Raw genomic sequence first — 21,908 nt, 5'->3', positions numbered from 1 at the left:
GTCCTGCACAGTTAGGCGCTGTTTACGGTTTTACCATGTGAATGTGGTCAATGCCGTCTTCAACATACACCTCACCCGTCTGCACAAAGCCCAGGCTTTCATAGAACTTTTTAGCGTACAGCTGAGCCCCAATTTTAATCGGCCCCTGGCCGAAGAGCGCATACATCTGGTCAATGGATGCTTGCATGAGTTTCCGGCCCACGCCCGTGCCCCGCACCATCTTGCTGGTGACTACCCGGCCTATAGACATCTCTGCGTAGCTCACGCCTGCCGGTACCAGTCTGGAAGATGCCACTAGTTCGTCCCGCCCATACAGGAGCAGATGGTAGCAGTGCTGGTCTTTGTTATCCAGATCCAGAAAAATACACTGCTGCTCTACCACAAACACATCACTCCTGAGGCGAAGGTTCTCATATAGTTCATGAGGGGTAAGCGCAGCAAACTTCCTGCAGACAATATTTAATTCCATGGGCGGGTGGTAACGGGTAAAAGACAAACGTAAGAAGGCATTTTGACTTCATGAAGCACGGGTGCCTTTTAACCACTGCACGGCTGCGGCTTCATCTTTGAAATTCCTGAACTCAAAGGCCAAATGGGAATCTCTGACTATGGCGTGTACCCGCTCCTCGCGCGCTTCATCTGTGCTGACAATGCGGGCAAGCTTCTTAAGTTTGGTGGGGAACAGGTTGAGCAAAAAGACGTTACTTACAGCCTGGTGCTGCTCTATGGTTACCTGGGTGGTGGCCTGGCTGGGATTCACCAGCAGGTAGGAGATGTTGCGGGTAATGATGGTTTTCACCACCAACCGGAAACCCTCGTTGATATTTTCTAACGTGAGCGTCTGGGAAGGGGGGCAGTGCACAAACAGAATATCAGTCAGAGGCTCATATTCAATTTTGAAGTCATTCCCCGTTTGAATTGTTTCTCTGTCTGGCGACTGCATACGTCTGGAGTTTTCATTGAGCCTGCCTAGCATTCTGTTTTGCAGCGCAAACGAAAATTGCACGCTAAGCTTTTTGAGCCTGTATAACTTTTAAAACTGGTAAGCGATAAAGTAAGCGTACTGCGTAGGGGCAAGTTTAAAATATCTTTATTAGTCTTGAAAACGCCAAGAAAGAACCTTCGTTCCCCGTTTTTTGGACCTGTAGCACTGTTACGCGGTTCCAAAACTGCTTCCGGAGAACCTTTCTCTGGCACTATTCGCCGGTAGATCAAAATGTACTAATGCTCTAAGCAGATTTTCAATTCAGCAGCAGCGCCATTAAACAATTACTGGGTGATTTCAACCTTTTCTTCCAGCCAATGGCAGCAGAAAAGGCTCACTTTTCACATGTTCACTGTAGACAAACCGTTGATCAGGCGGGGGAAATGACAACGGGTAAAGGCGGTTCTCTTGTTAAACATACATTTATATAAGAGAATAAAAAAGGACTTACGTTTTACGTAAGTCCTTGATGCTGAAGTGGGCCCACTTGGAATCGAACCAAGCACCTACTGATTATGAGTCAGTTGCTCTAACCGAATGAGCTATAGGCCCGTCCAAACCGTTCTTTGATTTGGTGGTGCAATTTTACAAATTTGTACCGCAAAACACAAAACAAAACCTTTTAAACTGTGAATTTTTCTTCCATCAAGAATATCATCTTTGACCTGGGCGGCGTGATTATCAACATTGACTATGCCCTGAGCACAGATGCCCTTAAAGCTTACAGCAAAACCGCAGACCAGGTAGATTTCAGCCAGAAGGCTCAGTCTGAGCTGTTTGACCTCTATGAGCGGGGAGATATCACCTGCGCTGAGTTCCGCGATGGCCTCCGGAGGGAATATGACATTGAAGCCACTGACGAACAGATTGATATGGCCTGGAACACCATGCTGCTGGACATTCCGGCTGAGCGCATTGAACTGCTGCGATCCCTTAAGAAACATTACAAGCTATTTCTGCTCAGTAACACCAACGCCATACACATGAAGGCGTTCAACCAAACCGTGCAAGACTGCTTTGGCATGCCCAGCCTAGACAGCCTCTTTGACAAACCCTACTATTCGCACCTGGTGCGCAGGCGCAAGCCCGGGGCAGAGGTGTTTGAGCAAATCCTGGCTGAGAATGGCCTCCAGGCAGAAGAAACCCTCTTCATTGATGACAGCATTCAGCACATAGAGGGGGCAAAGATGGTAGGGTTGCAGACCCTTCACCTGGCACCGCCGCTCACCATCAACCAGGCGTTAAAAGACGCACTTCCCGCCCAGGATGCGTAAGGCCGCCCTGCACGGTGTGCTGTTTCTGCTCACGCTGGTCACCACCACCATGGCGGGGGCCGAGTGGCGGTACGGCAAATCCTTCTCCTACGGCCCTGACGGTTTCTCCTGGATCCCGTTGATCTCCTGGGAGGAAATAGGGGGCGGGCTGGTGTTCTCCCTGGCATTTCTGGGCTTTCTCACGGTGCATGAGTTTGGGCATTATGTCACGGCGCGGTACTACCGGGTACGGGTTACGCTGCCGTACTACATCCCGGTGTGGCTGGGCTTTACCTTCGGGATTGGGACCATGGGCGCCTTTATCAGGATCAGGGAGCGTATCTTCTCCCGAAAGGAATTCTTTGACATTGGCATTGCCGGGCCGCTGGCGGGTTTTGTGGTGGCGGTGGGGCTGCTCTGGTACGGGTTCACCCATTTACCCCCGTTAGAGTACCTGTATGAGATTCACCCGCAGTACCGGTTGTGGGGCGAAAACTACGCTGCCTACGCCTACCGCAGCGCCGAAGACATTTCTCTGGGCAAGAACCTTCTGTTCTGGCTGTTTGAGCAGACCGTGGCTGATCCCACCCTGCTGCCCAACCGCTACGAGGTCATGCACTACCCCGTCTTGTTTGCGGGCTTCCTTGCCTTGTTCTTTACCGCCCTGAACCTGCTCCCAATTGGGCAGTTAGACGGGGGGCACATTCTCTACGGACTGCTGGGCTATGAACGGTTCAACCGCCTGTCGCCGCTGCTCTTCACCCTTTTTATCTTCTATGCCGGTCTGGGGCTGCTGCCCCTTGACGGCAACTGGGCCGCGAACGGGTGGCTGTACGGGGGGTATGTGGTGTACCTGCTGGTGGTCTTCCGGCCGCTGTTCCCAGAGGCGAGGCGCGGTTTTCTGGTAGCGGCCGGGGTGCTGTGTGCCCAGGCGGCCTGCGGCCTGCTCTGGCCCCAGGTGCAGGGGTATAACGGCTGGCTAGTGTTCGGGCTGCTGCTCGCCCGGTTCATGGGAATTTTCCATCCGCCTTGCCCCAATGAGGAGCCCCTGAGCAAAGGCCGCGTGTGGCTGGGCTGCCTGGCCATGGTGGTGTTTATGCTCTGCTTCAGTCCCGCCCCCTTTCTTATTGATTAGCCCCCCTTCTGTTTTGGGCCTGTTTTCTCAAAAACAGGCCCAAAACAGAAAAAGCTTTGAAAGCCGGAAAACTAACGGCACCAGAAGGCCCCGCAGAACGCCCCATTTTGTTCCGCCGGGCATTTTGCGTAGAAAGCACAGGGGGGCCACCGCTCCTGGCCAAAGGCAAATTGACAGTTGACGAGGGCAGGAGGAATGGAGCGGGCATCCTTAACAATTTGTTAACTGCGCCTCAGCCAGATTAGAAGTACCTTTATAAACTAATCTGGTGCGTATGAAAATTATAAAACCCAATATGGCTGTGGCCGAATTAGAGCCTGCCATGCAGGATGTGATGGTTCTGACCGGCGGGTATGTCACCAATGAGTTCCCCCTTCCCTGCAGAACGCTGGAGAAATTTGCCTCTTCGGCCAACCCGGTCCAGATTGATTTCTACCTGAATGAGGCCAATCAAATCATCACCTTTCATTACAGGTACAGACTGAGCCTGGACCGGACCATCAGGGCCATTGATTGTTTTACAGACTTCACAACAGACCAGGTGAACAAAATCCTGCAGATTCTGCTGGGAGAAATCAGAAGTCATTGAGGCGCCTGTGATGGGCGAAAGGGCCGCCTCCTGTTTTTGGCCTGTTTTAAGAAAAACAGCCTGAAAACAGAAATCACTGGCCTGTTTTGCTCTGAGGCCACTTGCACTGATTTATCATTTTTTGAACAGGGCGGGCGGCAGAAAGAAAAAGGTGTGGGTATTTAGAAAAACCCTAGTACTTTTAAGGCTTCACTAAAAAGGAAGAGAATGGCAACTGAAAACGAAAAACAAGCCTTGTTTCAGGAAATAGAGCAGGAACTTACGCAGAAAGGTTTCAAAATAGCCTCTCAGGACCAAACCCGCCCGTGGGGAGGTTTTTTTGTGATGGACGAAAGCCAGGCGCAGGAGTTCGCCAACACCTACTTTGACGGCATGTCTGTAGAAGACCTAAAAATCTCTGGAAAACTGAGCCCCAAAATTTTAGTGGTGGCCCCTAACAAGCGTCTTTCCTGGCAGTACCACCACCGCCGCGCAGAAGTTTGGAAAGTTATCAGAGGAACTGTGGGCGTAGTGGTTAGCCCCACAGATGAGGAGGGGGTGTTGCAGGAGCACCAGGAAGGTTCCCTGATCACGCTGCAACAGTCAGAGCGGCACCGGTTGGTGGGATTGCAGGACTGGGGGGTACTCGCCGAAATCTGGCAACACACAGATGCCGGTAACCCTTCAAACGAAGAGGATATTGTACGCGTGCAGGACGATTTTGGGCGGTAAGAACCCATAGGTCCTTACAATATAAAATGCGTTTTCGGGCTGTTTTTGGTAAAACAGCCCGAAAACGCATTTTGCATATCCGGCTCCTTAAAGCGGTACGTGGTTCAGTTCATTCACAGACGCTTCGCCTTGATCCCACTGGTTGAGGTTGTACAGGGTGGTGTCTGCAATGTTGCGGAGTGCGGTTTGGGTAAGGAAACCCTGGTGGCCGGTGATGAGCACGTTGGGCAAGGCCCTCAGCGTCTCAAAAAGGTCGTCATGGAGGGGCTGGCCAGAGAGGTCTTTGAAAAACAGAGGCTTCTCTTTCTCATACACATCTAAGCCGGCTGCCCCCACTTTGCCGCTTTTCAGGGCTTCCACCAGGTCTTCGGTATTGATCAGGCCGCCGCGGCTGGTATTGATGAGGTACACCCCGTCTTTCATCTGGGCTATGGTTGCCCGGTTGATCAGGTAATGGGTGGCTTCATTGAGGGGCGCGTGCAGGGAGATGATGTCAGACTCATGGAGCAGTCTCTCCATAGAAACCTGCTCAACGGGAGCAGCGGCCGCTGTGACCGGCACCACGTCATACACCAGCACTCTGCAGCCAAAGCCGTGCATGATCCTTGCCACAATGCCGCCAATCTTGCCCATGCCAATAATGCCCACTGTTTTACCGTGCAGGTCAAACCCAATGAGGTTGTCCAGGCTGAAGTTGTTCTGTTCAATCTGGGTATGCGCCAGCACCAGTTTCCGGTTCAGGGCCAGCAGCAGGGCCACCGCGTGCTCGGCAATGGCGTACGGTGAATAGGCCGGCACACTGGCCACCCGCATCTTCAGTTCCGTGGCTTTGGGCAGGTTTACGTGGTCAAACCCCGCAGAACGCAGCGCCACGTAGTGCACCCCCAACACATGCAGTTTTTCCAGCACATGTAAACTGGCGTCGTCTGAGGTGAACAAAGCCACCGCCTTACTCCCCATGGCCTTGGCGGCATTTTTCAGGGAAAGGGTTTCCGGGATAAACTGGAGCTGATGGCGGCCCTGGTTTGCCTGCAAGAGAAATTCCTGCTCAAAGGCGTGGGCGCTAAAGACGTTAACGTGCATACTAATGGGTTTTATTGGAAGAGGAGCCGGCAATCTCGGCTTTTTCTTTTAAATATTAAACGCTGCCTCTTTTTTCTGAGTTAAGGGTTTGGGCTTTTTAAAAGGGGTTTCAGGCAGGGCTAACAGCGGAAGGTTGCTTTCAAAGGCTAGCTGGGTAGAAACGCTTTTATGGAACAGGGTTTCCAGGAAACCACGCTTTTCAATGGCCACGGCCACCACGTCTACCGGGTTTTCTCTGGTGAAGGCGTTAATTCCCTCCACCACGTGGCCCGCTTTCAGCTGGCTGATCTGGTACGGCTTACGGGTGAATTCTTTGGCAATTTCAGCCACTATCTGGCCGTCTGCCACCATGTCCAGCTGGTCTTCTGCCTTTACGTTCAGCACGTGCACCTGGGTATCAAACGGTTCAGTTAACTGGAACAGCTGCTGTAAATATACGTGCTCTTCTTTCTCAAAATCAGAGGCATATACTAGTTTCTGGAATCCGGTAAAGGTGGCCTTGGCCGGAATGGCCAGCACGGGGCAAAGGGCGTTTTCTATAATGTTGAGAGTATTGGTGCCAATCAGTTTGTCTAAAAACGTGCTGGCGCCGCGGGTACCCATCACAATCAGGTCCACGTTCCGGGTCACCGCCACATCTGCCAGCAGCTGGTACAGCGGCCCGTCTTCACACACGGTCTCCAGCTCAAACCGGAAGCCGTTCTCCAGCTGGATTGACCTGCCCAGTTTATTCAGCTCCTCCAGATAGCTCGCCTTCAGAAGTTTCTCCGGGCTGATGGTGACACCTTCTTCCGGGAGGCCCAGAATCTGGGACTGCAGGGCGTGGCACAGGATCAGTTTGCCTTTCACCTGATCGGCTAGCTTCACTGCGTAGTTGATGGCGTTGGCCGCGTTGGCCGAGAAATCTGTGGGAACGAGAATGGTTTTCATGGCGGGCTTTGGTTGGTGGTTGAACACTTGGTTGGGCAAAGGCTGAAGATGCATCTTTGACCTGTACAAAAGTAACACGTGTCTTTCCCAGAGAGAATGACCTTGGTTGCCTTGCCCGTTGATATTCGTCAGTTCCTATATAGAGAGCCGGGTGATGGCGGGGAATGGGAGGGGCCACTCAAAATTTATACCCCCCACAGTTGTATAAATACGTTTAGGTGGTATCTTGAAAAAAATTAAAATACCGGCAGGGGAGGTGGTACAGGACCAACGCCAGAAAACCGGCCCCTGCTTCCAGTTTAAAGCGATTACAATGAGCGAGTACAGCAAGTGGTATCATCCGTATGCCATAAGTGAAAAATACAGTGAGCGCGTGGCCTATTACTCAATGGAGATTGGTGTGGACCACCCGTTAAAAATTTACTCCGGCGGATTGGGCTACCTGGCCGGTTCGCACATGCGCAGCGCCTATGAGTTGAAACAGAACCTGATTGGCATTGGCATTCTCTGGAAGTTTGGGTACTATGACCAGGTGCGCAATGATGACCAGAGCATGCGGGCGCAGTTCCAGAAGAAATACTACCCGTTCCTGGAAGACACCGGCATCATGGTGCAGGTGAGTATTCATGGGAACCTGGTCTGGGTAAAAGCCTTGGTGCTGAAGCCTGAGGTGTTTGGCACGGTGCCCATGTACCTGCTCACCACTGATATCCCGGAGAATGACTACCTCAGCCGCACCATCACACACCGCCTCTATGACCCTGAAATGCCCACCCGCATTGCGCAAAGCATTGTTCTGGGCATAGGAGGGGCCAAGGTGGTGGAGACGCTGGGCGGGGCCGCCATTTACCACCTGAACGAGGCGCACGCCCTGCCCCTGGCGTTCCATCTCTATGATAAGTACCGTGACCTGCACGAGGTGAAAAAGCGCCTGGTTTTCACCACCCACACCCCTGAGAAGGCGGGTAACGAGGAGCACGGGTTAGATATCCTTGAGAAAATGTCCTTCTTTGGGGCGCTGTCTACTGCTGAGGCCTGCCGCATCACCGGCACCACTGGCCCCGTGCTAAACTATACCCTGGCCGCCCTGCGGATGTCTAAAAAAGCCAACGGCGTCTCTAAACTGCACGGCGACGTCTCCCGCCAGATGTGGAGCGGGTATGAGGGTATTTGTGAGATCAAATCAATCACCAACGCCCAAAACGTCAACTATTGGCAGAACCCTGACCTACGCCAAGCGCTAGATGCCGGTGATGATGAGCAGTTGGTGCAGATCAAAGCCGAAATGAAGAAGCCGCTCTTTGAGGTGGTGGCTGACCAGACCGGGAAGATCTTCCGCACAGATGTGCTGACCGTGGTCTGGGCGCGCCGCTTTGCGGCCTATAAACGGGCAGATCTGCTGTTGCATGACCTGCACCGCTTCTTTGACCTGATCAACAAGGCGGGGCAGCCTATACAGGTCATCTGGGCGGGAAAACCTTATCCGTTTGACTTTGGGGCCATAGACGTGTTTAACCGGCTGGTGCACCTGTCTTACAAACTGCCTAACGTAGCGGTCCTGACCGGGTATGAGATGAGCCTTTCAGCCAAGTTGAAACAAGGCGCTGATATCTGGCTCAACACGCCCCGCCGTCCGCGCGAAGCCTCAGGTACCAGCGGCATGACAGCGGCCATGAACGGCGCCATCAATTTCTCCATCCAGGACGGCTGGCTCCCAGAGTTTGGCCGCCACGCCCAAAACAGCTTCCTGCTGCCCATTGTAGACACCGCGTTGCCAGATGCCCAGCAAGACGAGCAGGATTACCAGAACCTCATGACCATTCTGGAGCAGGAGATCATTCCCGCCTATTACCAGGACCGGAAGAAATGGGTACAGGTCATGAAACAAAGCATGACAGAGGTGGCAGGCTATTTCAGCTCAGAACGCATGGCCGACGAGTATTACAAACTCATGTACCAGGAAGGGAAAAGCTAAGCTTTCTGTTTTGGGGCTGTTTTTCCAAAAACAGCCCCAAAACAGAAGTGGTTGCCGCTTCTCTTCCAGGTTCAAGCCGTTGCGGCTGTACCCGGCCGGGTTCATACCTGCTCATGTACGCCAAACAAACATGGCTTTCCGCAGGGGCGGAAAAATAGCCCATCACTCTAATCTCACGCACCCTATTTGTAGAAGGTTACGCAGGCCCGCAGTAACTCAGGCACGTTCTCTCCCTGTTTCAGAACCATCAACTCTTTCATCCTGAACACGGTTGCAGCCTTTCCTTCTCCTGCTGTTATTCCATGCCTCTCACAAGGGTGGTGGCGGCTACTTCTGTTTTAAGGCTACTTTTCTTAAAACAGCCTTAAAACAGAAGCCCTGCTGGCACAAGCTGTCCCTTTCTTCAGAGAATAAATAAATTTTAAAAAAAACTTCTTTCCTCCGGGTCATGCAATCTCAGGAGAAATACAAATTTTGGTCTCCTGGCAGGCTGGGCGGCCTGTTATGCTAATTCTGCGGCGGGCAGCCATACGCAGAGTGGTTATGATCACAGATTCACGGTAGTTTTTTCCTTTCCTGTTTTTGGGCTGTTTTCTGAATAACAGCCAAAAACAGGAAAGGAAGCCCTTGCCACAGAAAATGAAAAAGGGGAGACTTTTAAAATGTCTGTAAAGCAAAAGATCTGGAACTTGGGGAGAGGCGATAGAGTATACCCTTAGTTTCATAAAAGGTACCAGAGCGCTTTTTGCCACCATAGCAGTTTAAAGCGGCCATAAGCGTACCTTTGCATTTTTTAGGTTGAAATGACGCGTAGAAAATATATCCTGATTATCCTGATTCTGGGTTCCCTCTCCACTATCAGTCCCTTCTCCATTGACATGTATTTGCCGGGTTTCCCGGCCATAGCCCAGGACCTGAACACCACCATTGCCAAAATCCAGCTTTCCCTTACCGCCTACCTGATCGGGATCTCGGTGGGGCAGCTGCTGTACGGTCCGTTGCTGGACCGGTTTGGGCGCAAACTGCCTTTGTACGCCGGGCTCCTGGTTTATGTGGCGGCCTCTGTGGGCTGTGCGTTCACCACTTCTGCTGACGGGTTGATTCTGATGCGCTTTATCCAGGCCATAGGCGGGTGCGCGGGCATGGTGGCGGCCCAGGCGCTGGTGCGGGACCTTTTTCCGGTGACAGAAACGGCTAAGGTGTTTTCCTGGCTTATTCTGGTGATAGCCGTTTCGCCCATGATTGCCCCAACGGTGGGCGGGTACGTAACGGCGGCGTTTGGCTGGCATGCGGTGTTCATTGCCCTGGCGGTTATCACATTTCTGATTCTGGTGGGGGTGTACATTGGTCTGCCAGAAGGGAAACGGGCAGACCCTTCTATGTCCCTGAAACCGGCGGCGGTGTTGGGGAACTTCTGGACCGTACTGCGCCACCCGCAGTTCCTGGTGTTCACCCTGGTGGGCGGCATTGCTTCGGCGGCGCCGTTTGCCTACATAGCGGGTTCGCCAGATGTCTTCATGAATATTTATGGCGTAAGTGAGCAGGAGTACGGCTGGATTTTCGCGTTTCTGTCTATTGCCATGGTGGGTTCGCCGCAACTGAACCATATTCTCCTCCGGAAGCTCAAAAGCGAGCAGATCATTAACATTGCCCTGGTGTACCAGCTTACGGTGGGGGTGATCATGGTGGCGGGCGTGTATTTGGGGTTGTTTGGCAAGACGGGCCTGATAGCCGTTATCTTCCTGTTCCTGATTGGCCAGGGGCTGACGGCGCCTAATGCCTCGGCGCTTTCACTGGCTCCTTTCTCCCGCTTCGCCGGAAGTGCCTCTGCCTTGTCTGGTAGTTTCAGAATGGGGATTGGCGCGTTGGTTTCTGGTACGGTGAGTATCTTCCATAACGGTACGGCCCTGCCCATGGTGGGCGTGATGACCGTATGCACATTCACCGGTATCCTTATTTTTTTCCTGGGCAGAAAGTCGGCGGCCGGTTATGCGGGAGATGCAGCGGTGGCTTTGTAACAAGTCTATTTTCTGTTTTGGGGCTGTTTTCTGAAAAACAGGCTGAAAACGCATGAGGCCCCACCGGTTCTAAGATCTGGTGGGGCCTCATGCGTTGGGGTAGGGAGACGCGCACAGAGACTTGAAATTGACAGGACTATAGCTAAAAGCCAGGGTAGAGTTTCTGTTTTGGGGCTGTTTTCAGAAAAGTAGCCCCAAAACAGGAAACCCATGGCAGTGATTGTGTTCGCGCAACGGTTGGTCGTCGCAGCATTTCCCGCACCAGTTCCTGTAGTTCTGCTTCTGTGGCGGCGGTCACATTCACCAGGTGAAAGGGCGGCTCCCCTTTGAACATGCGCCAGCGCCAGTCTGTCTGGGCAATGGTCTGGTGGTGGCCGTTGTCCATCCACCAGGCGGTATAGAGCTGTTCCTTCTGTTTCTGCAAGGTACCGGTGTAGACCCTGGTATCCCCAACGGTCTCTTCGGTTATGTTCTGAAACTGAAAGCCGCTGCCTTCCCAGCAGATCATGGGGTTGTGCTCTGCCGAATAAAATCCCTGAAGCGGTTTAAGGTACACCAGGCCGTTGTCTCTGGTCAACTTGACAATTCCGTCTTTCAGCTTCTCTTGCTCAAATCCGGCCATGGGGATGGGCGCGGGTTTGGCTGGTGCTTTTTTCTGCAGAACCTGGAGACCCGCCCCCACCAGAGAGACCAGCAGGACGCTGTTCAGGAGCAATGGCTTTTTCCAGGAGAATGCCCGCCCGTGTTCCTGCCAGGAGGCAAGTTTGCTCAGCCTGCGGCTCCAGTGCTTGGCCAGAAAATAGAAAGGAACCACGGCGTACAGAACCAGGCACAGAATACCCAGCCCGTCATGCATCCATTTGGCGGGGCCGATCTGGAAAAGGACCAGGAGCAGGATACGCAACAGGTTACTAGCTACGTTCAAGGCCAACATCAGGAGGAGGAGCAGGCCAATGGCGGGGAGAGGCCAGGGCTTCCGGGTGGAGCGGTGCAGGTGGGCCATCAGGAAGACCGCCAGCATCAGTGAGAAGGACAGCATGTTGAGACCGGCGCAGGCGGGGTCAACTGAAAATTCTTTCCCATTCAGCAGAATGAGGTTTCCGGCCACCTCCACGGCCGGGTACACCCAGTTCAGGAGCCCCACCGCCGCTTTGGTTAACTGCAATCGCACCGGAAAGCTCCACACCTGGGCCATGTAAGAGAAAATAGGGGAGACTATGCCCAGCAACAGAAACGGGTACACGCCTGTAAACCCTATGGTGCCCTGCAGGCCACACCAGGCCGCCACCAGAAACCCCAGAAAGAAGAGGGTGGTGATCTGGTAGAGGCCCGCCAGCAGAAGCAGCAGGAATGCCAGCGCCAGGAGCAGGGGAGAAACGGTTCTCCTGGGGCTGGGCAATGCCACCAGGGGCAGGAGTGCCAGGCCCAGGAGCCATTGCGTATTCCAGAGCAGGTAATGGCGCAGAAACACCCCTGCCACCACCAGGTAACCTGCCCCACACAGGAGGACTACCCTTGCCTGCTTTTGCGGCAGCGTGTGCCAGATGGCCTCCGCTTTCATGGGAGCAGCTTCGGTTTCAGTACAGACCAGGCCACCACGGCCACCACCAGAAAGATCAGCAGCCACTCATGGGGTTCCGGCACGGCCCCCGCTGATGCCACACTCGCGTTGCCCAGGCTGTTCTTGCTTTCCTCAATGCCAAACCGCTCGTAGTCCTGCTTCGTCTCCAGCACCACCAGGCTGGACAGCGGACTCACCACGTTGGCCTGCGCGGCTTCGTTGATCAGGCTTTCCTCCAGAAAGTCTTTTTGGAAGTAACGCCCCCCAATCTGTTGTAAGAGATGGTTATAAGCGAAGAGCCGCATCAGGTGGTCTGTCCCCGAACCTGCGGCCGTTCCGGTGGCAGGGGTTCTGATGATCTCGGTGCCAGCTTCCCCCAGAACCACCGTGTTCTCCCCCATGCTCCGCCTGCTCCGCCGAACAAACCGTTTTGCCGTCAACAGCTTCGCTAAGTCGCGGGCAGATCCTTCGTGGTACTGCAGGAGCTGGAGTTCTTTCAATGTTTTAACATATGGCGTCACTTCTGAACCCAAGTTGTAAAACCGGAGAGGCTGCTGTTTATAGGCTATTTTTTTAAAATCAGCTGCAAAACGGCTTTCCTGAAGGTCCTGCAGGTTGGGGGAAAGCCCGTTGCTTTTGCTGATGACCAGGGCCCTGTCCGGTTCTTTGATGTGGTGGAAGGGGAAGAGCGTGAAGTTATAGTTCCGCAGTTGCGCTACCACGTCGTCTTTGTTTTCGGCGGTAAGCCGAACCATGGTGCCGTGAAGGGACGTGTACACTTTCTGTTCTTTTACCTGCGCCCACACCAGCGCCACCTCTTCTGCAGACCAGGCTTTGTTGAGGTCCAGGTAAATGCGGGTGGGAGAGAAAGCCTCAAACTCGTGGGGGCGGGCCTGCATCTGGTAGGTGTGTCCGGCAAAGGTAAAGGTGGCGGGGGAGAGGGCGGGGGCCGGGAAAGCCAGGTGCCAGTCAGGAACATAGCTGCCGAAGCGTGCAAACCTCCCGCTGCCCTGGGGTTTGAAGTCTGCGGGCAAATGGTGGGCGGCGGTTGCGTCTGCCATTCTGATCTCGGTGGTTTCAGTGGCCGCAGCCGCAGCGGGACCGTCAAAGTAAATGTTCTGATACACCAGTTGCTCCCCTTTCTGCCTGAGAGGAGAGGTCACGCCCAGTTTGAACCGCCGGTTTTCCTGCGGGGTGCAGGGGAACACGCGCACGCTCACGGTGTTGCCTTCCTGCCAGTGCACCACGGAAGGGTCTCGCACCTCTACGCCCACAATGGTGGTATAGGCACTGTCAGCCTTGCTTTTGGTGGTGAGGTAGCCTTTTTCCTCTTTGCCGTTGATCCAGAGGGAGAGCGATGTGACCACGCTGCCCTCCGGCAGGTGGAAGGTGTAAATAGCCTCTTCCTGCCCCCAAGTAGACGGGTGGTGGTTGCGCACGCTCAGAATCTTCTCTGTGTAACTCAGGCGGTACTCCGGAAAAATCTGGGCCTGCGTGATCACATGGTCGGTGGTGAGGTGCTGCCCAGACCACAGCCGCTCCTGCGCGGGGTGCCGCGCGTCATACATGCTCTCCAGAATCTTGATGCGTTCTGCTACCGTCAGGTCAGGCTTGTCAAAGAAGCGGGTGGCCACCACCACCAGCGGGTCATGCCGCAGCAGCTCGTTAAAGCGTTGGTCTGGCAAGCTGAAGGGGGAAAAATGTTCAGAAGCGGCCTGGTACACCAGATCAGTCTGCAGCATACGCGCATACAGCGGGCTTACCGGTAGCTGCTGGCTCAGCACCACCCACCTGGGCAGGTCCTGGCGGTCTTGCAGCTGGTAAGCGTTTAAAATCTGGTGAATGTGCCGGTTGGCCCGTTGCCAGAGCACCAGAAACACCAGGGACAGCAGAACGGGCAGAATGATCCCCGCCAGAAAGGTGCGCTTCAAGGCTACATCCCCACGGTACATGCGCCGGGCTGCCACGGCCAGGCAGATCACCGCACACAACGGTATGAACACGTGGAGCCCCAGGCCCAGAGCAATGGCCCCCAGCAGCCCAAGGGGGTAGAAGGGAATCAGGTACAGGGCGAAATAGCTGAACAGCACCAGACCGGTGCCCAGCAGGAACAGCACCACCAGCTGCACCACCCTGGGCAGTAGAAACCGGAACGAATACCCGACCATAGCCACTGCCACCAGCACGAGCCACCCGGAGAACCAGCCCACCGAGGGCAGGAAGATGGTGATTTCCCGGTTCAGGGCGAAGTCACTGATGAGGCCCATTACCAAAAACAGCATGAGGTAGTCCAGATACGCCAGCGGCTGCCTGAACCGGAACATCTTGTGGAACAGCAGGGTGAGCAGAAACCCAGCGGCGATCACGTAATTCAGCATGAAGATGCCTTCATGGCCCTGGCCCTGGTGTTGCAGGGACCATTCCTGCCCCAGAAACACTCCAAACGAGATAATGATCAAAACCATTCCTGCCACCAGCAGGGGTTTGCGGCGAAGCAGCTGCCGGGGAGATTCAGCAGTTGTTGCTTTTAAAGTACTTTGTATTTCAAAGTTCATGGATAAAAAAATAATTAGAGATTGGGTCTGTTATTTAAAATGAGTTGTTCCAGGGCATTCAGGTGATCTTTGAACGCTTGCTTCCCCAGATTGGTGGCGGCGTAGGTGGTATTTGGTTTCCGGCCTATGAACTGTTTCTCTACCTGCAGGTACTGGGCTTCTTCCAGGGCACGCAGATGGCTGGCCAGGTTGCCGTCTGTCAGTTGCAGGGTTTCTTTCAGGGTGGAGAAGTCTACGCGCTCCTGCACCATGAGAACTGACATGATGCCCAGCCGCGCTTTACTCTCAAACGCCTTGTTTATATTTTCCAGGTAGTTTTTCACTGTGTAGCTTAGGCGCCCCGCTCATATTTGAAGTACATGATGCTCCCGTACAGAATGTGCAGCACCCCAAACCCTATGGTCCAGGCCAGAAGGCCGTACCCAATGAAAAAACTGGCCAGCAGCCCCAGGGCAATTTCCAGCAGCCCCAGGTAATGGATGTCACGCACGGTATATTTGCTTCCGTTGAGCAGGGCCAACCCGTAGAAAATCAGCATGCAGGGGGCAATAAGGAAGTACACCTTGTGGTACAGCAGCACCAGGCAGAAGAAGCCGCCTGCCGCCAACGGAATGAAGAGGTTGATCAGCATGAGCTGCGCCTGCTTGTCCCAGAGTGACTGGTTGGCCTTGCGCGCTTTTCTGGTGGTGAGGTAGATGCCCGTGATAATGGTGGCGGCCATAACCGTTACCGCCACTGCTGACAGAAACAGGATGGTGTCCCAGTTGGGGCGTACCGTGTACACCGTACGGGCCAGGATGTTGTGCTTCTCCAGGTACCACTTCACCGCGCCCGCCCCTGCAAAGGCATACACCCCGGCAAAGATGCCGGCAAGTCCGCTCAAAGACATAAAGCGGGAAGACCGATCCATGATGCTCCGGATCTCCTTCAATGTTTCCAGATGTTCTAGGTGCTGGCTCATAGTGAAGTACTTTGTAGCTCAAAGTTATCAATACTTTCTTTTGGGGCAAGAAGTTTTTAAAAAAACCAGCCCGTGCGGCGCACTGGCTGGTTTAGGGCTGAATTAGAAAAAGTAGCCCGGAAACAGAAAACCGGTTGCCGTCACCTGATGTTCCTGCCGTACTCCTGAGATTTCTGTTTTCGGCCTGTTTTCTTAAAAACAGGCCGAAAACAGAAAAAGAGGGGCTGTTCTTCTGTCTTGCCTTCCGCCGCAGGCGTGCAAACTTCTGGTTTCTGCTTACCTTTACTGTCTCACCCTTAGCCACACCGCCACATGAAAATCCTCCTGATTGAAGATGAGCCCAAGGTAAGTGCCTTCATCAAGAAAGGATTAGAAGAGCATACGTATGAGGTTGACCAGGCCTATGACGGTTTCTACGGGGCCAAGCTGGCGCTGGAGAAAGAGTACGCCCTGGTGATTCTGGATGTGATCCTGCCGCGCATGAACGGGGTGGAGGTCTGCAAAACCATCAGGCAGCATAACCTTACCCTGCCCATTCTCATGCTCACCGCGCTGGGCAGCACAGATGATAAGATACTGGGCCTGGACTCCGGGGCCGATGATTACCTGGTGAAGCCGTTTGAGTTTCAGGAGCTGCTGGCCCGCATCAGGGCGCTCACCCGCAGAAGCCAGGAGAGTGTGGGGACCGAGGTGCTGAAGATGGCTGACCTGGAGCTGGACGTGCAGAAGAAAACTGTACACCGCAGCGGGGTCCCTATTTCGTTAACCGCCCGGGAGTTTGCCCTCTTGCAGTACCTGTTGCGCAACAAGGAGCGGGTGGTGTCACGGGTAGACATTATTGAGCAGGTCTGGGAAACTTCATTTGACACCGGCAGCAACGTGATTGACGTGTACATCAATTTCCTCCGGAAGAAAATTGACCGGGACTTTACCCCCAAGTTGATCCACACGCTGGTGGGCATGGGCTATGTGCTGAAAGAGATGGAAGAGAAATGAAAATCAAGACCAAGCTTACCCTCCAGTTCACCGCTATCTTCACCGGGATTCTCCTGCTGTTTTCGGTCTCTGTTTACTATTTCAGCTCCCTGTACCGCACCAATGACTATTACGGCCGCATTCTGAACCGGGCCTACGCCACGGCGCACTACGTGCTGGACGCTGACACGGTAAGCCCTCAGCAGCACGCCCTGGACCAGCGCCTCTACTACCAGATGCTGCCCAAAGAGGTGGTACATGTGTATGACCCGCAGGACAGGCTGATCTTTAGTGAGGGTGAAGACGGGATTGAGGTGACCCCCGCCCTCAAGCAGCAGATAAGGCGGCTGGGGGAGGTGAGGGTGCTCCGAAAAGACCGGCAGCTGGTGGGGATCAGGTACCTGCACCGCGGCAAAATTTACCTGGTGCTGGCCTCTTCGGTTGATCTGTACAACCTCATGAAGCTGCAGCACCTGCGAACGCTCCTGATTACCGGCTTTGTGGGGGCGGTGGTGATTGTGGTCCTCTGCGGCATCGTCTTTTCCAGGGCGGCGCTCCGGCCGTTCCAGAAGGTGGTGTCAGAGGTGGAGAAGATCAACGCCTCTGACCTGCACCGCCGGCTCACCCAGGCAGATGGCGCAGATGAGGTGGGCCAGCTGGCGCAAACCTTCAACAGCATGCTGGACCGGCTGGAGACCGCCTTTGAAGCCCAGCGGACTTTTGTGCACAGCGCCTCCCATGAGCTGCGCACCCCCCTCACCGCCATGATTGGCGAACTGCAGGTAGCCCTGCTGAACCGGCGTCAGCCAGAGGAGTACGAGCGGGTGCTGCAGTCAATTCTGGAAGATGCCCAGTTGCTGACCCAGCTCTCCAACGGGCTGCTGCAGATGGTGCAAGCCAGCACAGATACCACCAAAGTGCCCATGGAACCCCTCAGGATGGATGAGCTGGTGTGGCAGGCCAGTGCCGAGGCCAGAAAACGGCAGCCGAAGATGGTTCTGGATGTGCAGTTCTCAGACCTGCCGGAAGAGGAGAGGGAACTGATAGTGCGCGGCAATGAGGCGCTGCTGCTCATTGCCATGGTGAATGTACTGGAGAACGCGGCCAAATTCTCTGGGGAATCACCCGTTATCTCTGCCACCATTGAGGTACAGACGCGTTTTCTGATTCTGCAGGTGCGGGACCAGGGCATAGGCATGACCCCAGATGATGTCCGGAAGGTGTTTGTGCCCTTCTTCCGGGCTGAGAATGTGCGCGATATCTCGGGCCACGGGATTGGGCTGCCGCTGGCCGAGAAAATCATAAAACTGCACCGGGGGTCAATTGTGGTTGATTCGCAGCTTCACCAGGGTACTGTGGTAACCATTACTCTGCCCAAATTATATGAGGTCTACAAGCTGTAACTGCTGTTCACAGGCCATTCCGCTTTTTCCTGTTTTAGGGCTGTTTTTAGAAAAACAGCCCTAAAACGCAGCCTATCAGTATCTGCCCCCATGACTGGCGGGAAGAGGCATCAAAAACAGAATAAATAGTGATACCCCTTGGGCGGGTGAAATATTAGAAATTCCTATCTTTCAACCTGATCTTTCTGTTGGCGGCAAAGACGAAAGCATCTACCTGTTTTCTGGTTAGAACTTTATACCGTAGGGGCGGGCCCACTAGTAAAGGAGTCAGTATGTACACTTGCTGTAAAACCAACCTTTTTGTTCCAGATGAAGATAAAGAGAATCATAACGGACAGACTTTGCCACCTCCCTCTGTTGCTGATCTGCTGGTGGGGCAGCCCAGCAGACGCCGCTGCCCAGCAGAACGAAAACCTGAGAAAGGAGATTCTAGGTTACAAAGAGTCTCAGGCTGACCTCATCTCTAAAGGCCGAAGGCTGCTCCTGGACAGGTTCATGGAAGGTGATTACCAGAAGGTGAAGGAGGTGAAAGCGTATCTGCAGCAGGAGGTGGCCACCAAGGACTACCTTGCCTTTTACCCGGTGGAGTTGTGGGCCCTCTCTTACTGGACCCAGGACTATGCAGACCTCCTCAACAGTATTGCCCAGCCTGATACACTGGCCCCTTTCCGCCGGGAGCACGCTATTCCCCCTCTGCCTGATAAGCTTTTCCAGGTGGTGATTGACCGTTCCAGAGCGTCAAAAGACCTGCTCACGCAGCAGGTGCTGCAGGCAGACCTGAGAAAGATGGACAAGGAGTTTCTGCTGTTGCAGCTGGACTACCTGCTCCAGCCCCGTCAGAAAACGGAGCAGGAGCAGGACTCGCTCAACCAGAAAGCAGACGCTTTTCTTTCGGGTTACCCCTACAGCCAGTATGAGCCCTTTATCAGGAGCAACATCAGGTACAAGATGGTGCCGGCAAAATGGGGCGGGGCCTTTGAGTTTTTCACCGGGTATGGGCATCTCACCGGAAATATGCGGCAGAGCTTCTCCAACATGGTACCCATGGGTATTGCCTTTGATGTATATTATAAAGACTGGGTGCTGTTCCTGCGCAACTACATTGGGTTCGGGTTTACCCGGCGAGATATACCGTATGGCAATGCCGTGTGGGAGAATGACTCGCAGGTCAGGATTTTCATTCCGGAGGCCTCTATTGGCTACGTGGTGGCAGACACCAAACGCTGGAAGGTAAGTCCTTTTGCCGGGGTGGCGGCCTCCAACTTTGGGCCTACGCAGCATGACACAGAAAAAGAGCCCGATCTGGAAGAAGCCGACATTGGGGCCCATATCACCTATGCCGCCGGCCTCAACCTTGATTTAAAACTTGGGAAACCTAAGACAGCCATTGTTTCTGTGCAGCAGGAGCGGAGTTATTGGTTTCTCCGGTTCAGGTACTCATTCAACCTTCCGCAGTGGCCTACCGGGTACACGGGTTACATTCACAGTTTCACCGTAGGTATAGGCGGGGGCGGAAAACCGCTCCGGCGGGAATATTAGCCTTTAAATTACTTGCTTTGCATTGCCGGTCTGTAGACCGGCTAGATTTGAACCCACACCAGTGACCACTATGATTCAGAGACCCTCGCCCGAAGAATACAATCCTTATTTTGAAAACTACCTACAGCTGGTGCCTGAGCACGCAGATGTTCTGGAGCTCCTGCAAAAGCAGCAGCAGGAGGTGGTGCAATTGTTTGGCCGGGTAAGTGAGGGCGAAGCCGATTTTGCCTATGCCCCCGGAAAATGGACGGTGAAGGAACTGTTGGGCCACATGGTTGATACAGAGCGCATCATGGCCTACCGGGCGTTGTGTGTGGCCAGGGGGGAGCAGGCCCCCTTGCCCGGCTTTGAGGAAAATCTATACGTGCAGAACGGCCATTTCCAGGAGAGGACGCTGCAGAGTCTTCTAGCGGAGCACCAGGTGGTGAGAGAGGGTACGCTGGCCCTGTTCCAGAACATGCCCGCCCAAGCCCTCACCCGCGTGGGAAACGCCAACGGGGGCCCTGCTACCGCCAGGGCTTTGGCCTTCATCATAGCGGGTCATGAGCGGCACCATTTCAATATCCTGAAAGAGCGCTATCTGGTTAAACTGTAAACTGTTCACTCTTGGTTTTAAGAGGCCGGGCAGCAGCAGCAGCAGCAGCAATTTTTCCGTTTTGGGGCTGTTTTTCAGAAAACAGCCCCAAAACGGAAAGCAGGAGAACAATCAGCAATTTTTACAGCAGGTCATTGGCCAAGTTGGCCAGTTCTGAGCGTTCGCCTTTTTGCAGGGTCACGTGCGCGTACAGCTTGTGGTTCTTGGCTTTGTCAATGAGGTAGGAGAGGCCGTTACTCTGGGAGTCCAGGTACGGCGTGTCTATCTGGTAAATATCACCGGTGAAGATGATTTTGGTATTCTGGCCGGCGCGGGAGATAATGGTTTTGACCTCGTGGGGCGTCAGGTTCTGCGCCTCGTCTACAATAAAGATGATGTTGGAAAGGCTTCGGCCGCGTATGTAGGCCAGCGGCGTGATCACCAACCGCTCTTCCTCCACCATCTCCTTGATTTTGTTGCTTTCCTTGCTGTGGGGGGTGAACTGGTTCTGGATGAACTTGAGGTTATCCCAGAGCGGCTCCATGTACGGGCCAATTTTAGAGTTGGCATCTCCCGGCAGAAACCCCAGGTCACGGTTGCTCAACGGCACAATGGGCCGGGCCAGGTAAATCTGATTGTAGGTATCCCGCTGCTCCAGCGCGCCCGCCAGGGCCAGCAGCGTCTTTCCCGTTCCGGCCACGCCCTGAATAGAAACCAGCTTGATCTCCGGGTGCAGAATGGCGTGCAGGGCAAAGGTCTGCTCGGCGTTTCTGGGTTTGATGCCCACGGCCGTCAGTTTATCTACCCGCTCCAGCACCCGCTGCTCCGGGTTGTAATAAGCCAGGGCAGATGATTTGGTGCTGCGCAGGATAAAATAATGATTGTCTGACGGCGGGTTGGGAAGTGCTTCCTCTACCGGGCATTCGCCTTCGTCATACAACTTGGTGATCACCGGGTGCGGTATGTCTTCCACCAGGTCATTGCCGCGGTACAGGTTGGTCACGTTCTGGATCTTGCCCGTCTCATAATCTTCCGCTGAAAGATTGAGCGCCCTTGCCTTCAGCCTGAGGTTGATGTCTTTGGTCACCAGCACCACCTTATGGTCTGGCATCTCTTGCTGCAGCGCCAGGGTGGCGTTCAGAATCTTATGGTCGGCTTTGTTGTCGCTGAAGATTTTCTCAGCGTCTACGGGCGCTGTATGACTCATGAGCACCTTAAACCTGCCTTTGTTGCTGCCCTCCAGCGGAAGCCAGGTTTGCAGCATGTGCTCGTTTGAAAGGTTGTCAATGAACCGGATAAACTCCCGCGCCTCAAAATTCTTGATGTCATTGCCTTTCTTGAAGTTGTCCAGCTCCTCCAGCACGGTGATGGGGATGGCCACATCATGTTCGCCAAAATGCTCTACGGCACTGTGGTCATACAGAATGACAGAAGTGTCTAGCACAAAGGCTTTTTTCACTTTCTGCGGGTCAGCCTCCTTCGCTGATGCCCGTTTACGGGGAGTGGTGGGTTTCTTCACAGGTGGTAGTGTTGCTGTTTTGTTCTCTACGAAAGAAGGTACCGGTAATTTTCATTTCCCCCTAATTTTCTGGGTTAGGAAAATGTTTTGCTTTTTAACTAAATGTTTAGTTATTTTCAACTAAAGTTTTCGTTGTACATCA

The 21,908-nt window shown here is 53.9% G+C and carries 19 protein-coding genes and 1 tRNA gene; 10 read left to right on the top strand and 10 right to left on the bottom strand.

All coding sequences use genetic code 11. The features are described 5' to 3' along the window. Positions 1 to 22: 22 nt before the first annotated feature. The 3 genes from FHS90_RS10685 to FHS90_RS10675 all read right to left on the bottom strand — a co-directional run bounded on the left by FHS90_RS10685 (position 23) and on the right by FHS90_RS10675 (position 1,537). Positions 23 to 469, bottom strand: a complete 447-nt coding sequence (locus FHS90_RS10685; RefSeq protein WP_182513036.1) for a GNAT family N-acetyltransferase — start codon at positions 467 to 469, stop codon at positions 23 to 25. A gap of 48 nt (positions 470 to 517) precedes the next feature. After that, positions 518 to 943 carry a hypothetical protein gene (locus tag FHS90_RS10680; protein ID WP_182513035.1) on the bottom strand — a complete coding sequence of 142 codons (426 nt, stop codon included), beginning with the start codon at positions 941 to 943 and terminating at the stop codon, positions 518 to 520. A gap of 520 nt (positions 944 to 1,463) precedes the next feature. Beyond that, positions 1,464 to 1,537 (bottom strand) — tRNA-Ile (locus FHS90_RS10675). 77 nt (positions 1,538 to 1,614) lie between these two features. On the opposite strand from FHS90_RS10675, the gene FHS90_RS10670 reads away from it, so the two are divergent. The 4 genes from FHS90_RS10670 to FHS90_RS10655 all read left to right on the top strand — a co-directional run bounded on the left by FHS90_RS10670 (position 1,615) and on the right by FHS90_RS10655 (position 4,673). Continuing rightward, entirely contained in the window at positions 1,615 to 2,259 is a 645-nt protein-coding gene (locus FHS90_RS10670) for an HAD family hydrolase (RefSeq protein ID WP_066836694.1), read from the top strand. After that, positions 2,252 to 3,373: a site-2 protease family protein gene (locus FHS90_RS10665; protein WP_182513034.1), complete on the top strand. Its 1,122-nt coding sequence runs from the start codon at positions 2,252 to 2,254 to the stop codon at positions 3,371 to 3,373. Before FHS90_RS10670 ends, FHS90_RS10665 begins: the two co-directional genes overlap by 8 nt. Before the next feature lie 274 nt (positions 3,374 to 3,647). Continuing rightward, positions 3,648 to 3,962, top strand: coding sequence for a hypothetical protein (locus FHS90_RS10660; protein WP_182513033.1), 315 nt, complete (start codon positions 3,648 to 3,650; stop codon positions 3,960 to 3,962). A 207-nt stretch (positions 3,963 to 4,169) separates the two neighbouring features. Then, the gene (locus FHS90_RS10655; protein WP_066836688.1) at positions 4,170 to 4,673 is read left to right on the top strand and encodes a cupin domain-containing protein; all 504 of its coding nucleotides are present in this window, start codon (positions 4,170 to 4,172) and stop codon (positions 4,671 to 4,673) included. Between the two features lie 87 nt (positions 4,674 to 4,760). Here FHS90_RS10655 and FHS90_RS10650 read toward each other — a convergent pair whose 3' ends face one another. Both FHS90_RS10650 and FHS90_RS10645 read right to left on the bottom strand, forming a co-directional pair. Continuing rightward, positions 4,761 to 5,756: a 2-hydroxyacid dehydrogenase gene (locus tag FHS90_RS10650; protein ID WP_182513032.1), complete on the bottom strand. Its 996-nt coding sequence runs from the start codon at positions 5,754 to 5,756 to the stop codon at positions 4,761 to 4,763. A gap of 48 nt (positions 5,757 to 5,804) precedes the next feature. Continuing rightward, positions 5,805 to 6,686, bottom strand: coding sequence for a universal stress protein (locus FHS90_RS10645; protein WP_182513031.1), 882 nt, complete (start codon positions 6,684 to 6,686; stop codon positions 5,805 to 5,807). A 226-nt stretch (positions 6,687 to 6,912) separates the two neighbouring features. On the opposite strand from FHS90_RS10645, the gene glgP reads away from it, so the two are divergent. Then, positions 6,913 to 8,661 carry an alpha-glucan family phosphorylase gene (glgP, locus tag FHS90_RS10640; RefSeq protein ID WP_343049665.1) on the top strand — a complete coding sequence of 583 codons (1,749 nt, stop codon included), beginning with the start codon at positions 6,913 to 6,915 and terminating at the stop codon, positions 8,659 to 8,661. An 803-nt stretch (positions 8,662 to 9,464) separates the two neighbouring features. Further along, a complete protein-coding gene (locus tag FHS90_RS10635; protein WP_182513030.1) occupies positions 9,465 to 10,679 on the top strand; it encodes a multidrug effflux MFS transporter in 1,215 nt (404 codons plus the stop codon). A gap of 142 nt (positions 10,680 to 10,821) precedes the next feature. On the opposite strand, the gene xrtN is transcribed toward FHS90_RS10635, so the two are convergent. The 4 genes from xrtN to FHS90_RS10615 form a co-directional block, all read right to left on the bottom strand. Further along, positions 10,822 to 12,240, bottom strand: coding sequence for an exosortase N (gene xrtN, locus FHS90_RS10630; RefSeq protein WP_182513029.1), 1,419 nt, complete (start codon positions 12,238 to 12,240; stop codon positions 10,822 to 10,824). After that, positions 12,237 to 14,795, bottom strand: a complete 2,559-nt coding sequence (locus tag FHS90_RS10625) for an XrtN-dependent VIT domain-containing protein (RefSeq protein ID WP_182513028.1) — start codon at positions 14,793 to 14,795, stop codon at positions 12,237 to 12,239. Before FHS90_RS10625 ends, xrtN begins: the two co-directional genes overlap by 4 nt. 14 nt (positions 14,796 to 14,809) lie before the next feature. Beyond that, on the bottom strand, positions 14,810 to 15,058 hold the full coding sequence (locus FHS90_RS10620) for a winged helix-turn-helix domain-containing protein (protein WP_220483045.1): 249 nt from the start codon (positions 15,056 to 15,058) through the stop codon (positions 14,810 to 14,812). A 68-nt stretch (positions 15,059 to 15,126) separates the two neighbouring features. Beyond that, positions 15,127 to 15,756, bottom strand: coding sequence for a hypothetical protein (locus tag FHS90_RS10615; RefSeq protein WP_182513026.1), 630 nt, complete (start codon positions 15,754 to 15,756; stop codon positions 15,127 to 15,129). A gap of 312 nt (positions 15,757 to 16,068) precedes the next feature. On the opposite strand from FHS90_RS10615, the gene FHS90_RS10610 reads away from it, so the two are divergent. The 4 genes from FHS90_RS10610 (at position 16,069) to FHS90_RS10595 (ending at position 20,268) form a co-directional block, all read left to right on the top strand. Continuing rightward, the gene (locus FHS90_RS10610) at positions 16,069 to 16,752 is read left to right on the top strand and encodes a response regulator (RefSeq protein ID WP_066836668.1); all 684 of its coding nucleotides are present in this window, start codon (positions 16,069 to 16,071) and stop codon (positions 16,750 to 16,752) included. Continuing rightward, a complete protein-coding gene (locus tag FHS90_RS10605) occupies positions 16,749 to 18,134 on the top strand; it encodes a HAMP domain-containing sensor histidine kinase (protein ID WP_182513025.1) in 1,386 nt (461 codons plus the stop codon). The genes FHS90_RS10610 and FHS90_RS10605 overlap by 4 nt, the downstream gene beginning before the upstream one ends. A gap of 309 nt (positions 18,135 to 18,443) precedes the next feature. After that, on the top strand, positions 18,444 to 19,673 hold the full coding sequence (locus tag FHS90_RS10600; protein WP_153042788.1) for a hypothetical protein: 1,230 nt from the start codon (positions 18,444 to 18,446) through the stop codon (positions 19,671 to 19,673). 70 nt (positions 19,674 to 19,743) lie between these two features. Then, positions 19,744 to 20,268: a DinB family protein gene (locus FHS90_RS10595; protein ID WP_066836662.1), complete on the top strand. Its 525-nt coding sequence runs from the start codon at positions 19,744 to 19,746 to the stop codon at positions 20,266 to 20,268. A gap of 121 nt (positions 20,269 to 20,389) precedes the next feature. On the opposite strand, the gene FHS90_RS10590 is transcribed toward FHS90_RS10595, so the two are convergent. Further along, positions 20,390 to 21,766, bottom strand: a complete 1,377-nt coding sequence (locus FHS90_RS10590; RefSeq protein ID WP_182513024.1) for a PhoH family protein — start codon at positions 21,764 to 21,766, stop codon at positions 20,390 to 20,392. Between the last annotated feature and the right edge of the window lie 142 nt (positions 21,767 to 21,908).

It is taken from the genome of Rufibacter ruber (assembly GCF_014138425.1).
Lineage (GTDB): Bacteria > Bacteroidota > Bacteroidia > Cytophagales > Hymenobacteraceae > Nibribacter > Nibribacter ruber_C.
This window is presented reverse-complemented; position numbering and strand designations above follow the sequence as displayed.